This is a genomic window from Oscillibacter acetigenes (genome assembly GCF_025567605.1).
GTDB lineage: Bacteria > Bacillota > Clostridia > Oscillospirales > Oscillospiraceae > Oscillibacter > Oscillibacter welbionis.
Genome location: NZ_JAOQKG010000005.1, coordinates 267,190 through 280,368, shown reverse-complemented (window position 1 = coordinate 280,368; position 13,179 = coordinate 267,190). Strand labels below are relative to the sequence as shown.

At 60.6% G+C, this 13,179-nt stretch carries 11 protein-coding genes; 5 read left to right on the top strand and 6 right to left on the bottom strand.

Annotated features, from left to right (window positions below):
- Positions 1-54 precede the first annotated feature (54 nt).
- The 5 genes from OCV80_RS12125 to OCV80_RS12105 are packed head-to-tail and all read left to right on the top strand — an operon-like array spanning position 55 to position 4,521.
- The gene (locus OCV80_RS12125) at positions 55-591 is read left to right on the top strand and encodes an RNA polymerase sigma factor (RefSeq protein ID WP_021749532.1); all 537 of its coding nucleotides are present in this window, start codon (positions 55-57) and stop codon (positions 589-591) included.
- Positions 584-1,333: a hypothetical protein gene (locus OCV80_RS12120; RefSeq protein ID WP_021749533.1), complete on the top strand. Its 750-nt coding sequence runs from the start codon at positions 584-586 to the stop codon at positions 1,331-1,333. The genes OCV80_RS12125 and OCV80_RS12120 overlap by 8 nt, the downstream gene beginning before the upstream one ends.
- Entirely contained in the window at positions 1,320-2,171 is an 852-nt protein-coding gene (locus OCV80_RS12115) for an ABC transporter ATP-binding protein (protein WP_021749534.1), read from the top strand. Before OCV80_RS12120 ends, OCV80_RS12115 begins: the two co-directional genes overlap by 14 nt.
- Positions 2,168-3,313 carry a hypothetical protein gene (locus tag OCV80_RS12110; protein WP_025544836.1) on the top strand — a complete coding sequence of 382 codons (1,146 nt, stop codon included), beginning with the start codon at positions 2,168-2,170 and terminating at the stop codon, positions 3,311-3,313. The genes OCV80_RS12115 and OCV80_RS12110 overlap by 4 nt, the downstream gene beginning before the upstream one ends.
- Positions 3,313-4,521 (top strand): hypothetical protein, encoded by a 1,209-nt coding sequence (locus tag OCV80_RS12105; protein ID WP_267288433.1) that lies wholly within the window; start codon positions 3,313-3,315, stop codon positions 4,519-4,521. The genes OCV80_RS12110 and OCV80_RS12105 overlap by 1 nt, the downstream gene beginning before the upstream one ends.
- A 447-nt stretch (positions 4,522-4,968) precedes the next feature.
- On the opposite strand, the gene OCV80_RS12100 is transcribed toward OCV80_RS12105, so the two are convergent.
- From OCV80_RS12100 to OCV80_RS12075, 6 genes are all read right to left on the bottom strand, one after another.
- Entirely contained in the window at positions 4,969-5,244 is a 276-nt protein-coding gene (locus tag OCV80_RS12100; RefSeq protein WP_267288432.1) for an S-layer homology domain-containing protein, read from the bottom strand.
- Positions 5,241-5,711: a hypothetical protein gene (locus tag OCV80_RS12095; protein WP_025544840.1), complete on the bottom strand. Its 471-nt coding sequence runs from the start codon at positions 5,709-5,711 to the stop codon at positions 5,241-5,243. The genes OCV80_RS12100 and OCV80_RS12095 overlap by 4 nt, the downstream gene beginning before the upstream one ends.
- The gene (locus tag OCV80_RS12090; RefSeq protein WP_025544841.1) at positions 5,677-6,549 is read right to left on the bottom strand and encodes a tyrosine-type recombinase/integrase; all 873 of its coding nucleotides are present in this window, start codon (positions 6,547-6,549) and stop codon (positions 5,677-5,679) included. The genes OCV80_RS12095 and OCV80_RS12090 overlap by 35 nt, the downstream gene beginning before the upstream one ends.
- A 285-nt stretch (positions 6,550-6,834) precedes the next feature.
- The gene (locus OCV80_RS12085; RefSeq protein WP_136891369.1) at positions 6,835-7,680 is read right to left on the bottom strand and encodes a tyrosine-type recombinase/integrase; all 846 of its coding nucleotides are present in this window, start codon (positions 7,678-7,680) and stop codon (positions 6,835-6,837) included.
- A 1,904-nt stretch (positions 7,681-9,584) separates the two neighbouring features.
- On the bottom strand, positions 9,585-11,339 hold the full coding sequence (locus tag OCV80_RS12080; protein WP_136891370.1) for an ABC transporter ATP-binding protein: 1,755 nt from the start codon (positions 11,337-11,339) through the stop codon (positions 9,585-9,587).
- A gap of 16 nt (positions 11,340-11,355) precedes the next feature.
- Positions 11,356-13,149, bottom strand: coding sequence for an ABC transporter ATP-binding protein (locus OCV80_RS12075; RefSeq protein ID WP_136891371.1), 1,794 nt, complete (start codon positions 13,147-13,149; stop codon positions 11,356-11,358).
- Between the last annotated feature and the right edge of the window lie 30 nt (positions 13,150-13,179).

The following is a 13,179-nucleotide window of genomic DNA, read 5'->3' as shown; positions in this document are numbered from 1 at the left end:
CCTGAAACGATGGTACTCTGAAACACGAATATACCTGTGAAAGGCGGTGAGGCGATGGAGCGGGAACAGACATGGATCAGGGCTATCCAGCGGCGAAACTCCCGGGAGGCGGCGGAGCAGCTGATCCAGACCTACTATGACGAAATCTACCGCTTCGTCTACCGTCAGACCGGCAGCAAGGAGGACGCCATGGACCTGACCCAGTCCGTCTTCATCGCAGTCCTGCGGGCATTGCCCGGCTACCGGGCGGAGCGGGCGTCCTTCCGCACCTGGCTGTACCGCATCGCCGCCAACAAAGTCATCGACACCCGCCGGAAGGCCCGGCCGGTCTCTATTCCTATTCAGGAAATGGAGCTCCCTGCAGCAGAGGACTTTGTGGCCCGCGTCCATGACCGGGCCCTGCTGGAGACCATCGAAGGCTATGTCTCCGGCCTGGACCCCGGGGAGCAGGCGGTGTTCCGCCTGCGGATCTACGGGGAAAAGACCTTCCCGGAGATCGCTGCCGCCATGGGAGAGCCGGAGGCGGCAGTGAAATCCAGATACTACCGCCTGATCGGGCGGCTGCGAAAGGAGTTTGGAGCAGATGGATAATCAAAAAATTTCCATGCCCACAGAGGCGGAAAAACAGCGGGCCATTGCCCGGATTCTGGATGCAGGCCTGCCCCGCCGGGTCGCCTTTGGCCGGGAGCTGCGGGAGGTTTTGCAGCGCATCGGCCCCCGCGCGCTGCTGTTTGGCGTGGGGGACTGTTTGGCCTTGTCCCTGCTGATCTGGGCCCTGTGCCTGCTGTCGGCGCTTTTTGTGGCCGGTTCCACCGGCTCTTTGGCACCGGCCCTGTTCCTGTTTTCTCCCCTGCTCTATGCCGCCCTCTCCCTGCTGACTGCCTGGAAGAACCTGCAGACCGGCATTTGGGAGTGGACCTGGACCTTCCAGGTCTCCGCCCGGATGGTGGCGGCCCTGCAGATGCTGTGCTTCGGCGGGGTGTCCGTACTGGTGTGTGTCCCGGCAAATATGCTGTTGTGGACCTTCACCGGGCAGGAGATGCCCCTGGGCTGGATGCTGGCACTGTCTCTGGCCAGCCTGTTTCTGTATGGCGCTCTCTCCCTGCTGTGCCAGCGGCTGCGGGGACCTGCCGGGTGGCTGGCGGCGCCGACCGGCTGGGTTCTGATGGGCCTGATTCCCCTGATCTGGCCCCGGACGGCGGAGTGGCTGACGGCCATCCCCACCGTAGTGTTCTGCCTGCTGGCCGCGGCCGGGATTACTCTGTACCTTTTGGAACTGCGCTGCTTCTGCCGGCGCCCGATGGAAGGAGGCGTCTCCTATGCTCTCCGTTGAGCACGTCACGAAAACCTATGGGAAGTTCACCGCTTTGGAGGACATTTCCCTGACCTTCACTCCCGGCGTCTACGGTCTGCTGGCACCCAATGGGGCGGGCAAGACCACCCTCATCAAGATGCTCACCACCCTGCTGTTCCCCACCAAGGGACAGATCCTGTGGGAGGGAGAAGACATCCGGGCCTTGGGGGCGGAATACCGGGGCCTGCTGGGGTATCTCCCCCAGCAGTTCGGGTACTATCCCAGCTACACGCCCCGGCAATTCCTCCGGTATGCCGCCGCCCTCCAGTGCATCCCGAAGCGGGAGGCGGACGGCCGCATTGACCACCTGCTGGAGACAGTGGGACTTGGGGATGCTGCGGACAAAAAAATGAAGAAGTTCTCCGGCGGGATGCTCCAGCGGGTGGGCATCGCCGTAGCCATGCTGAACGACCCGAAGCTGCTGATCCTGGACGAGCCCACCGCTGGGCTGGACCCCCGGGAGCGGGTGCGGTTCCGCAATTTGATCCACACGCTGGCTGAGGATCGGATCGTGATTCTCTCCACCCACATCGTCTCAGACATTGAGACCATCGCCGGGCAAATCGTCATGTTCAAGGATCACCGCCTCTACTGCTGCGACAGCCCTGCCCGCATCTGCGCCCGGTTCCAGGGCAGGGTATTCCAGCTTCCTGCCGGGATGCCCCTGGCCCCGGGACAGTTCCTGCTCAGCGAAGGACAGGGGGCGGATGGCCCGGTGCTCCGGGTGCTCTGCGAGACGCCCCCTGTCAATGGAACGCCGGTAACGCCGGGGTTGGAGGATGCGTTTCTCGCCATCTACCGGGAGGAACAGACATGAATCTGGCGGTCTATGAGTGGCGGAAGCTCTTCCGCCTGCCCGCCCTGTGGGCCTTCCTGGCCCTGTGTCTGGCCTTTAACGGGCTGCTGATCGCCACGCTCTCCCCCTATGACCGGGCGTTCTTCAACGAGACTTCCCAAACGGCAAAGGCCTTGGGCCAGCGGGTTGATGAAGACTTTCTTGCCGGGCTGGACGCTATACCCGCCACAGAGAACCGGGATTTGCTGCGTCAATCTGTCACCGGGATGGAGGACATTTTCGAGACGTATGACACCGGGGAACTCTCGGATTTCTATGCCGGTGTGGTGGAGAAATCCCCTCTGGCAGTTACCTGGATGACCTGGAAATATGATCTGCTGGCGAGCCGGGTGGAGCACCTGGCCCAGACTGACGCGGCGCTGGATTTGTACGCCGGCCCGGCCACCTACGGCAGCCACCAGTTCCTCTTCGGCGCGCTGTTCCGGGCCATTCTCTGTGAGAGCGCCATTCTGGCCATGCTGGGGACGCTGTATCTGCTGGGCTACGAGGGGATGCACCGCGCAGAGGGCCTGGCCTGCGCCTCCCGAACGGGACGGAAACTACGGCGGGTGAAGGTCCTGGCGGCTCTCCAGGCGTCGGCGGCGCTGTACGGCCTGCTGGCGTTCTGCACCCTGGTGCCCTACTTCCTGCTGTACGACTACAGCGGAATCTGGAATGCCAGCGTGTCCAGCCAGTTCAACTATTTCTCGGACATGCTGGTGGTCCGGCCCTTCCTCACCTGGGGGGACTTCACGGTGGGTCAGTACCTGGCCGCTGCCCTAGCCCTGGGCGCGGTGCTGACGGCGGTATTCTCCCTGCTGGCGTCGGTGTGCGGCACGCTGGTGCGAAGCCCCTATCTGGCGGCCCTGGCGCTGTGCCTGGTGTGCTTCGGCGGACTGGGACTGGTCTCCGTTCTGGGGGAGCTGGGCTGGTGGGCGGCCTATTTGATTGCCTGTTTCCAGCCGGTAACGGTCTGGCTCTCCTGCAGCGCCTGGTTCACGGAGCTGGGACTGAACGCCGTCCTCCCCTGGCAGGAGACCATCGCAAGCGGGCTGAACCTGCTGCTTTTGGGCGGCGGAGTCCTGTTGGCTCTCGGTTGGTTTGACAGAAAGGACGTGTCCTGATGGAACTTTTGAAATGGGAGCTGCGGAAGATCTGGCGGCCCGGCATCCTGGCGGCCATCCTGCTGCTGGGGGCGGTATACTACTGGATGTTCCCACAGTTCTATATCGAGCACTTTTGCAACGGTCCCCAGTCGGAGGCCCAGTTCGATCTGGCCTCCGACTGGGTGGAGCGGTATGGCCCCACCCTGGAACCGGAAGAACGGGCAGAACTGGACGAGCAGATGGCAGGGGAGATCACGGCCTTTGACACACAGATCACCGCCATCCCGGAAGCTGCGGCAGCGGGGCTGACGGACTATAAATCTTTTCTCTCCTTTCGGGGGGACTACCTGAACGGCATACGCAACACTGATGGACAGGCAGATATGGATGTGGAGGCCCTGCTCTACCGGGTGTACGGCGGCACCAACTGGTACCGGATCGAGGCGCTGGCGGATACTCTGGAGACCTATGATACCCAGGAGGATCACCGCGCTCTGATTGTCTCCAACCGGCAGCAATTGGCCCAGCCGGAGGCTATGGTCCGGCGGGAGGCGGAGCTGGCAAGCTCGGATATGACCCATTCCCTGCTGCCGTCCTCTGTGAAATACTCCACTCAGGAGTACGGCAAGGATCTGGCGGTATGGTGCGTACTCAGCATCGTGCTCCTGCTCTCCCCCACCCTGGTGCGGGACCGGCTGCGGAACACCCGGCCTATGCAGTGGGCCTCCCGGCGGGGGCGGTCCGTTTTGAACGTTCAGATGGGAGCTGCCCTGCTCTCTGCGCTGGTGCTGGCGGTGGTGAATATAACAGTCTATGTCATTCCGTTCCTGGCCCAGGGGCCCCTGCAATTTGCCGCCTGCGGCCTGGACGGCATCTGGGAGTGGGGCACTCCCTGGTTCGACTGGACCTACGGCACCTATCTGCTGGTGCTGGCGGGGCTGATTTTGGCCCTGTCCCTGGGGGCCGCCGGGCTGACGGCTTTTCTCTCCCAGTACAGCGGCAACTACATCGCCATGCTGCTGAAGGCCGTTCCCCTGTTCGTGGCGGTGGGGGTCGTGCTGGGCTCCTGGCTTCTGGATCGGCCCTTCACGTTCCGCCCCCTCTGGGACGGCTACGGCCCCTGGGTGCCCAAGGGTGCGGAGGCGGTGGCCGCTGCAGTCCTGCTGGCTTTGGGACTTGGCCTGTGTGCCCTGGCCTGCCGGCGGCAGCGAAAGAGGGAACTATGATAAAGGAAATTTTATTTTCTCTTAAATTTTATCTCTACAAGTATGATCCGGATTGTGACCCGGAACGATGAAATAGCGCGGAGTGGAGCGCAGCAGCCTTCGAGTCTTGGCCCGTTTGGGGTCTAAAAACACTTCGGCGCCGGCCGTCCAAAGTAGGCGTGGGCCTCTCAGCGCTTGGCTGCTGCCGGCAAGCCAAATGCTCCGCGCGTCCTGCAGGGAGCGGAATTTAATGACATTGGGCCAAAGCTCCCTCCCGCCTCATTGGCTTACAGGAGGCCAGTCCATTCCTCTGTGCCGTTGTCCATATCATAACTGTGAGCGTTGGTGGCCTCTATAAGTAGGCCCAATGGGTCCCTTCCACATCGGAGAACCGCCGCAGTTCATCAGTATGGCGGTCCATATACGCTGTGTCGGCGCTGCGGCCCAACATTCGGTTAACGATGGCAGTTACCTGTGCCCGGGTGATAGAATATATGGCCGGAACGTACCATCGAAAAATCCGCCGATCCAGCCGTACTGGGCGGCGCTGGTCACTTGGGTACAAAACCAGTCATCCTCGTTCGCGTCGGAGAAGAGGCTGGTTCCACCGGGCGTCTCGTTGGCAAACCGTATGGCGATCACTGCGAATTGGGCCTGGGTGATATCCCGATTGGGCTGAAATGCGCCGTCGGAGTAGCCCTGTATGATGCCCAGGGATAACAGCAGAGGCGCGCCACATATCATCTGGAACATCTGTGCAACGTATCGGTGACAGACACGTTCTTTTCCAATAGTAGGTTGTAGAACATCTGCGCCGCCTGGCCCCGGGTCATCTGCCGGCCGGGGGCGAAAGAGCCGCCTGTGAATCCGTCGAGATAAACCGTATGGTCTCTGGTATTCAACCAGCTGGACACGTCGGTGTTATCAGGATCGGCGATCGGCTGAGTGGCCTTAAATACCACCTTGATGGTGTGGTTGGCCCGCACGTTCTCAAAGGTATAGTGACTGATAGCGCCTACGCTCTCGCCATCTACCAGCACATTAAAAATCCGGTAACCGTCGCCGGCCATAATGTGGAAGGCCCGGTCGCCGCCCCGGCTGACGTTGGCGCGCCCGGAGGGGGTGATGGAGCCGACTTGGCCTGTCTCGGCGGTGATGGCGCGGGATCCGCTGGTCCTATTGGGCCGCTTTTTTCTGTTCTGGCAGCTCATCCCAACCGACGGCCAGCTGCTCCGTGTCCAGCAGACGGTCGTAAGCCTGTTCCGCCAGCAGCCGCACGCCGCGGTCGATCTCTGCCTGGGTGACCAGATACAGCTTTCGCAAGCACCGGGGATTGCACTTCTCCGGCGCTACACGGGCCGCACCAGACAGACTCTGGATGTCCCCCGTCACCTGTGTCCGCCGCAGGGGCCGCCTGCTTCTGGTGACGAACACCGGCCCTGCCGTCAGCCCCTGCCGGCGGCAATAGGATAGCAGCTCTGCCTGCAGACACCTTGGCAACTGGACACGCCGCTGCTCACCGCCGGAGACAGCCGGTGTGCGTCCACTCTGCACGGCCTCCACAGTGATCTGAGGCAGTTCTCCGACGTGGGCTCCTGTCAGGGCAATTGCTTTCACCAAAAGATACGTTCTCTCCTTTTCCAGCGCCCGAGCAGCAGACAGCAGCCGCAGATATTCCGTTCGGGTCAGTTCCGACTGGGGTGCCGTTTCCGTCTCCAGCTGTCCGGTCAGCTGCAGATCCCGGCGGCCCAAGTAGTCCAGCAGGCCGTTAGCGGCGGAGATGTTTGTGTTCACTGTGGCCGGGGCATATCCCTCTGCCAGCAGAGCCTGCCGCCATGTCTCCAGAGTATTCAAGACGATTTGCTTGTCAGGCGGCAGATAGTCGTAGAATGTCTTCAGTTTTGCGGCGTAAAACCGCACGGTCTCTTCCCGGCGCCCTCGGTGATTCAGATCCTCCAAATAGGCCCGGATGCTCTCTTCACTTACCGTTACACCGATTGCTTTCAGCGGTGCTGCCGCCTTTTGACACACCGCGCCTGTTCTCTGCATTGCTCCTCCCCCTATCAACGAAATCAACATTTTGAATACGTCCGCGGGCAAAGTAAGACCTGGAGCGCATGATTTCAGGAGAGAATCCGCTTCTAAAACACGCTCCAGACCTCGTTGGGGCAGAGAAAAGAGGGCCGAGAAAAATCCTTTTTCCCGGCCTGATTTTGTGCGTCCCAATTGGGGGGAGTCCCTTGCGGTTCCTTTCAAACCGTGCTATAATAAAAGCAATTTATGTAAGAAAAAAGGGGCCGTTGAAATTTTTTGTGACAAAATGTTGATTTTGACCTACGAAACCAGCCCCAGACGTTCCAGTTGCCGGGCGTGCTCCGCTCCGGAGGTCACAAGGTAGATACGAGTGGTTTCAATGGAACTGTGGCCCAGCACATCGGCCAGCCGCACGATGTCCTTGCAGGCCCGGTAGAAAATGGTGGCGAACAAGTGCCGCAGATTGTGAGGAAACACCTTGGCAGATTCCACTCCGGCGGACTTGCACAGCCGTTTCAGCTCTGTCCAAATCTGGCGGCGGCTCAGAGAGGTTCCGTTTCTGGTGAGAAAAATCTCGCCTGAAACGGTTTTGTGTTTTCTGGCGTATTTCAGCAGTTTGCGGCAAAGCTTGCCCGGCAGCAGAATGGTGCGAATTTTTCCCTTGAGGGAGATCTCGGTCCGACCCCGCTGGGCGGCCTCCACGGTGATATACCGCACCTCGGACACCCGGATACCGGTAGCGCAGATGGCCTCCATCAACAGGGCCAGCCGCTCCTGCCCACGCGCTCTTGCCGCGGCCAGCAACCGCTCGTACTCCTGGCGGGTCAGTTCACGGCCTGCGTCGCGGAACAGGCGGCGCTGGACTTTCAAAAATTTTGCCCGGCACTCGTCCCAGCCCAGAAAATGAAACAGTCCGTTAAGTGCAGCCAGCATAGAATTAATGGTCACCGGGGCGTAGTCTTTAGAGAGCAGGTGATCCCTCCATTCGGCAGCCAGTTCCCTGGAAACTGGTCTGCCGTCCAGCCAGCCGGCAAAGGCCCTGATATCCCGGAGATACTTTTCAATGGTGCCGGGGCTCCGCTCCTCCCTCCGCAGATGTGCCGTATATGATGCGAGTTGTGCCGGGTCGATTGTCCGCTCAGGCATTTCTATAACCTCCTACAAATATTTTTCTTTATTTTATCTTGCAGGAGGCAGCTTATGCAGTACTAAGAGCCCTCCAAAGTCCGTTCAAAGTCTGGTTTCATTTTTTGTTTTCTGTAGTATACGTGAACTTGTAACGGGCGGTCCGTTATGCGTTTTTTGCTGTGTGTTTTTTGAAGCAGATGGCCGGCCGATGAACGTAAAGATTTCAGATATTGCCGCTCCCCATAAAAGGCCCGGCTGATAGAGCAATTGGGATTCTGGTTGCCTCTCTGATCCGGCAGCCAATCAACTTGTAAGGGGTTTGGATGGGACGGATTGCCCTGTGTGCCTGCCGCATTTCTGGTCAGAGTGTCAGTGCGACCGGAGGCTGCTTTGCTCTGCCCGTATAGGAAAATATGGCCTATACAGACTGCGGTTTGCTGTTTGAAGCCAGTATGGCATCCGCTATGATGTCCGCCATAGTTTTAAGAATAGAAATTTTGTGGAGGAAGTGATCTGCGTCACCTGGGCAGAGCGGCAAGACGCCAAAACCGGTATTTAGCAGGATGTTCGCCCCTCCTTTCGTTGTGATCTTGTGCTTCCCATAGCCTGCCCCGGAATGATAAAAGCCGCCGTAGAGTGGACACGACCTCCGGGGGTGGGCGATTTCGGGGCTAAACACACTTGGAAAGCACGGTGTATCGGATGGAGAATTCTGCCTCAGCTTATCACCTGAAAGGCGTTGTACAGGTCCGCCTCCGCAACCGCAAAACTGTCTGATTTGCGATCAATCAAGCTGGTTTTCCCGGCTTTTGGCATCAAAAAGCTCGGACCAGATCGGGAGGCACTTCCGCCTGTCCCGAACCCCAAACTATACAGGACAAAAAACGAGGCTCAGAAGCATTTTCTGCATCTGAGCCTCCTGCTGTTTTCGGTTTCAGAACCATTTGCCGGGACTTTTTCCATGGCTTTTTCCGCCTCTTTTGGGGCCGATGGTGTGGCGTGGGACTAGGTGTCCAAGGTCAATCCCACACTGAAATATCAGAGTGGCGAATGCGCGGCGTAGGTCGTGGAACCTCGCTTTCAACAGCCGCCCGCTTCAGAACCCCGTGGAACATGTGCGGGACGCTGTACAGGGAGACCGGTCCGCCGGTGTGGGAGGGGAATACCCAAGGGCTGCTGCCGCTTTTCCCTTCGGCCTTTGAAAAACGCCCAAGCGGGCGGCAGATGGCCAAATAGACACGCCTCTGCAACGGCGGAACGATGGTCCAAAACCGGTCCCGGACCGCCTGGAGAGGAACTCTGCCCATCCCGCAAGGCGCATAGCGGCCGAAAGGCAGTCACGTGGGGCATTACCCGCGGGTGTTCTGCGGCTGTTTGGCGGAGTGCCCGCCAATTTCTGCCGGATCGGACGGATGGTGAACCGCGGGCTGCCGTCGCGTCGTCTGGCGGCCCTGGTCATCAGCTCAGCTATCTCCGTGGTGCGGAGACCGCGCTCCTCCGGCTGACGATGCGGAACACCAAGAAGTCCGATTCGTACAGCGCTTCGCAGCTGCCGGACGGTAGCACGGCAAGTACGATCACAGTTGTGCATTGAGGAACAGCGTCAGGTCATCGCGGCTTTTGCAACTGGTCCCTTTGACGTGGCTTCCCTCCTGTCGGCCTGTTTCTTCTCACAGATTCAGACGTTTGGGGCGGCGCCTGTGAACCGCCTCGTTTATACAGAATCAGGTGCCTTTGACGATTCCGAACAATAGAATCCAGAGACACATGCAAAGTGAACGCGCCTTGATTTGATGTTCTCGCCAGGAAACGGTCCTCTGTAAAAGTTTACTCTTCCGGACGCTCTCTGCTTTCCGTTGAAAATACGCGGCCCTTCCATAAGAAATTGCCTTTGGGAATGCTGAATTGAAATCATCTCTGTTCTATGCCTCTGTTCCGTTCAGCTTCCACCGGGCGCTCTCACTCTGGAGCTCCACCATGCGGCGGTAGAGGCCGCCGCGCTCCATCAGCTCCGCCGGAGTTCCCTGCTCGGCTACATGGCCGTTTTCCAGCACCACGATGTGGTCCGCCCCGGCCACGGTACGCATCCGGTGGGCGATGACCAGCACCGTCTTGCCGGCCAGCAGGCGGGAGAGGGCTCCCTGCACCTTGGTCTCGTTCTCCACATCCAGGCTGGCGGTGGCCTCGTCCAGCAGGACGATGGGGGCGTTTTTCAAAAGCGCCCGGGCGATGGAGATGCGCTGCCGCTCCCCGCCGGAGAGCTTCGCCCCGTTCTCCCCGATGGGGGTGTCATAGCCCTGGGGCAGGCGGCGGATGAACTCCCCGCAGTTGGCGGCCTCCGCCGCGGCCCGCACCTCTTCGTCGGTGGCGCCCCGCTTGCCCAGGCGGATGTTTTCCATCACGGTATCGTCAAAGAGCACCACATCCTGGAACACCATGGAGTAGTCGGTCAGCAGCGCCTCCGGGTCCACGGTGGAGATGTCCACGCCGCCTACCCGGATGGTGCCCTCCGTAACATCCCACAGCCGGGCGGCCAGCCGGGCGCAGGTGCTCTTGCCGGAGCCGGAGGGTCCCACCAGAGCGGTCACTTCACCCTCCCGGGCGGTAAAGTTCACACCGTCCAATACCTTCTTCTTGTCGTAGGCGAAGCCCACATGGTCGAACACAATGTCGTGGCCCTTGGGCTGGAAACGCTCCACTCCCTCGGCGGTGGGGGTGTTATAGATTTCGTTCATGCGGTCGGCAGACACCTGGGACACGAACAGCTCTGCAATGAGGGCCAGACTCTGGTCGAAGGGGGCGTACACACGGGTGATGACCAGCAGGAACAAAAACAGCAGCATGAAGTCGATCTGTCCGGAGACGATCAGGCTGGCCCCCGCCAGGATGGTGGTGGCGACCCCCAGGCGCATGATGACGCTGGCCGCATTGACAAAGATGCCGGTGCCCAGCTCGCCCTGGATGGTGACCTTCTCATGGTCGTCGATCTTCTGGTTGAGCCCGGCCAGATAGCGCACCTCCTGGTTGGTGGCGCGGATCTCCCGGACGTTTTCCAACGCCTCCTGGATGCCGTCGGAGACACGGATTGCGGCCTGTTTCGTCCGCTCCGAGGCCCGGGCGGAGATCTTCCGGGTGCCGAACAGCAGGCCGAAGGCCACCGGCACCCCCCACAGGCAGGCGATAGTCAGCCGCCAGTCATATACCAGCAGGCAAACCGCGATAATGGCCGTGGAGATGTAGGCGCCGTACAGGTATCCCAGCACATGGGACCAGACGTGCTCCATGCGGTTCACATCGCCCATGAGGGTCTCGGTCAGGTCCGCCAGATCCCGCTTGCCGAAGTAGCCCAAGGGCAGCTTGCGCAGCCGCTCCGCCAGGCTGAGGCGGGTGGACTTCACCTCGTTGTAGACCAGGCCGTAAGTGGCGTGGTACTGCTGCAGGTGGGTCACAAAGGACAGAATGACGAACGCGATTACCAGCCCAAGAAAGAGCGCCGGGCCGGGCAGCGGCGCTCCGTCCGTCAGGGTTCCCATCAGGCCGTACATCAACAGGTACAGGATGCCCATGCCGTCCATGACGACCAGATTGACAATGACCGTCCAGAAAGCGCCCTTTTTGGCGTTTTTCACGCCCTGGTCGGTGAGGGCGTATTTGCGCTGAAAGTTTTTGCCGAACATCTTCTTCACCCCTCTCTCACTGTTCGCTGGTGATCTTCCACTGGACCGCCTGGTTGTAATCCGCCCACATCCGGGCATAGAGGCCGCCGGCGGCGGTCAGCTCCTGATGGGAGCCCTGCTCCGCAATGCGGCCCTCCTCCAACACGAGAATTTTGTCCGCGCCCACGACGGTGGACAGGCGGTGGGCGATCATGATAACGGTGCGGCCCCGGGTCAGCTCAGAGAACGCCTTTTGGATCAATGCTTCGTTCTCGGGGTCCGCGAAGGCGGTGGCTTCATCCAGGACCACGATGGGCGCATCCTTTAAGATGGCCCGGGCCAGGGCGATGCGCTGCTGCTCGCCGCCGGAGAGGTAGGTCCCCTCGGAGCCGATCAGGGTGTCCATGCCCTGGGGCAGCTTCTCCAGAATGTCCCCGCACTGGGCGGCCATCAGCGCCGCGCGCACCTGCTCTTGGGTGGCGTCTGGGCGGGCGGCCCGGACATTTTCAAAGATGGAGGCTTTGAACAGGCGGCTGTGCTGGAACACAAAGGCGATCTGGTCCATGAGCACATGGGGGTCGATCTGCCGCACATCCACGCCGCCCACCTTCACCGCGCCGGAGGCGGTGTCCCAGAACCGTGGGATCAGGCTGGCGGCGGTGGTCTTGCCGCCGCCGGAGGGCCCCACCAGGGCCACAGTCTGCCCCGGCTCCGCCGTGAAGGAGACATGGGAGAGGGCGGGGGTTTCCGCGCCGTCGTAGGTGAAGCTCACATCCTCAAATTCCACACGGCTGCTCTGGGGGGACTTGGGCTGCTCCGGCACTTTCAGCTCCGGGGCGCACATGACCTGGTCGATGCGGGCAAGCGCGGTGCTGGCCAGCATCATGCCCGATGCGGCGAACATGATCTTGGCAAGTGCCGTGGAGATGATGGCGGAGAACACCGCGTAAAAGGCGAAGTTTGTGACAAATCCTGTGAAGTCGCCGGCGGCCAGAGCCCCGGGCGCCAGGAACAGGGCCGCCGGTACCAGAAACACAAAGGCGCCCTCAGTGAAGGTCAGGTTGATGGATTGAGGTGTCCGGCAAATATCTGCCTGGTAGTGCTCGGCCTTGGTGCTGTAGTCCTCAATAGCCTCCTGGAACGCCTTGAAGGAGTAGACGGTCTGCTGGAAGATCTTGACTACAGGGATACCCCGGACGTACTCAGTGCCTGCTTTGGTAATGCGGTCCAGGGCCGCCTGATACTCTGCCAGAATCTTGGCGTTTTTGCCGCCCATCATGGAGAACATGGCCACAATGGAGATCACCGCAGCCAGCAGGCAGGCCGCCCCCATCCGCCAGTCAAAGACGAACATCATCACCAGCATGGCGATGAACAACGTGATGGTACCCACGATGTCCGCCAGGTTGTGGGCCAGCAGGGTCTCCGTGTCAGCCGCCGCCGCGTCCAGCCGCCCGCGGATGAGGCCGGAGGCGTTGGAGTCGAAAAAGCCCAGCGGGGCCTTCATCACATGGGCCACACCCTGCTTGCGGATATTGGACGCCGTGCGGAAGGCAGCCAGATGGGTACACATCAATCCCGCAAAATACAGGATGATGCCGGCCACCGCAAAGGCGAACGCCAGCCAACCGTATTGGGCGACGCTCTGCGCCTTCGTCCAGTCCGGCGCCACCGCGATCAGGTCCCGGGCTGCCAGCCAGATGCAGATGTAGGGTGCCATGCTCAGCAGCATGGACACCGCCGACAGGGCCAGGCCCAGAAAGGTCAGGCCCTTGTGGCTGCCTGCGTAGCCCAACAGGACGGCCACATCACTCTTTTTCTTCTGCTTCATAAAAAACCTCCTTCTCAAAGTTAGCTAAAA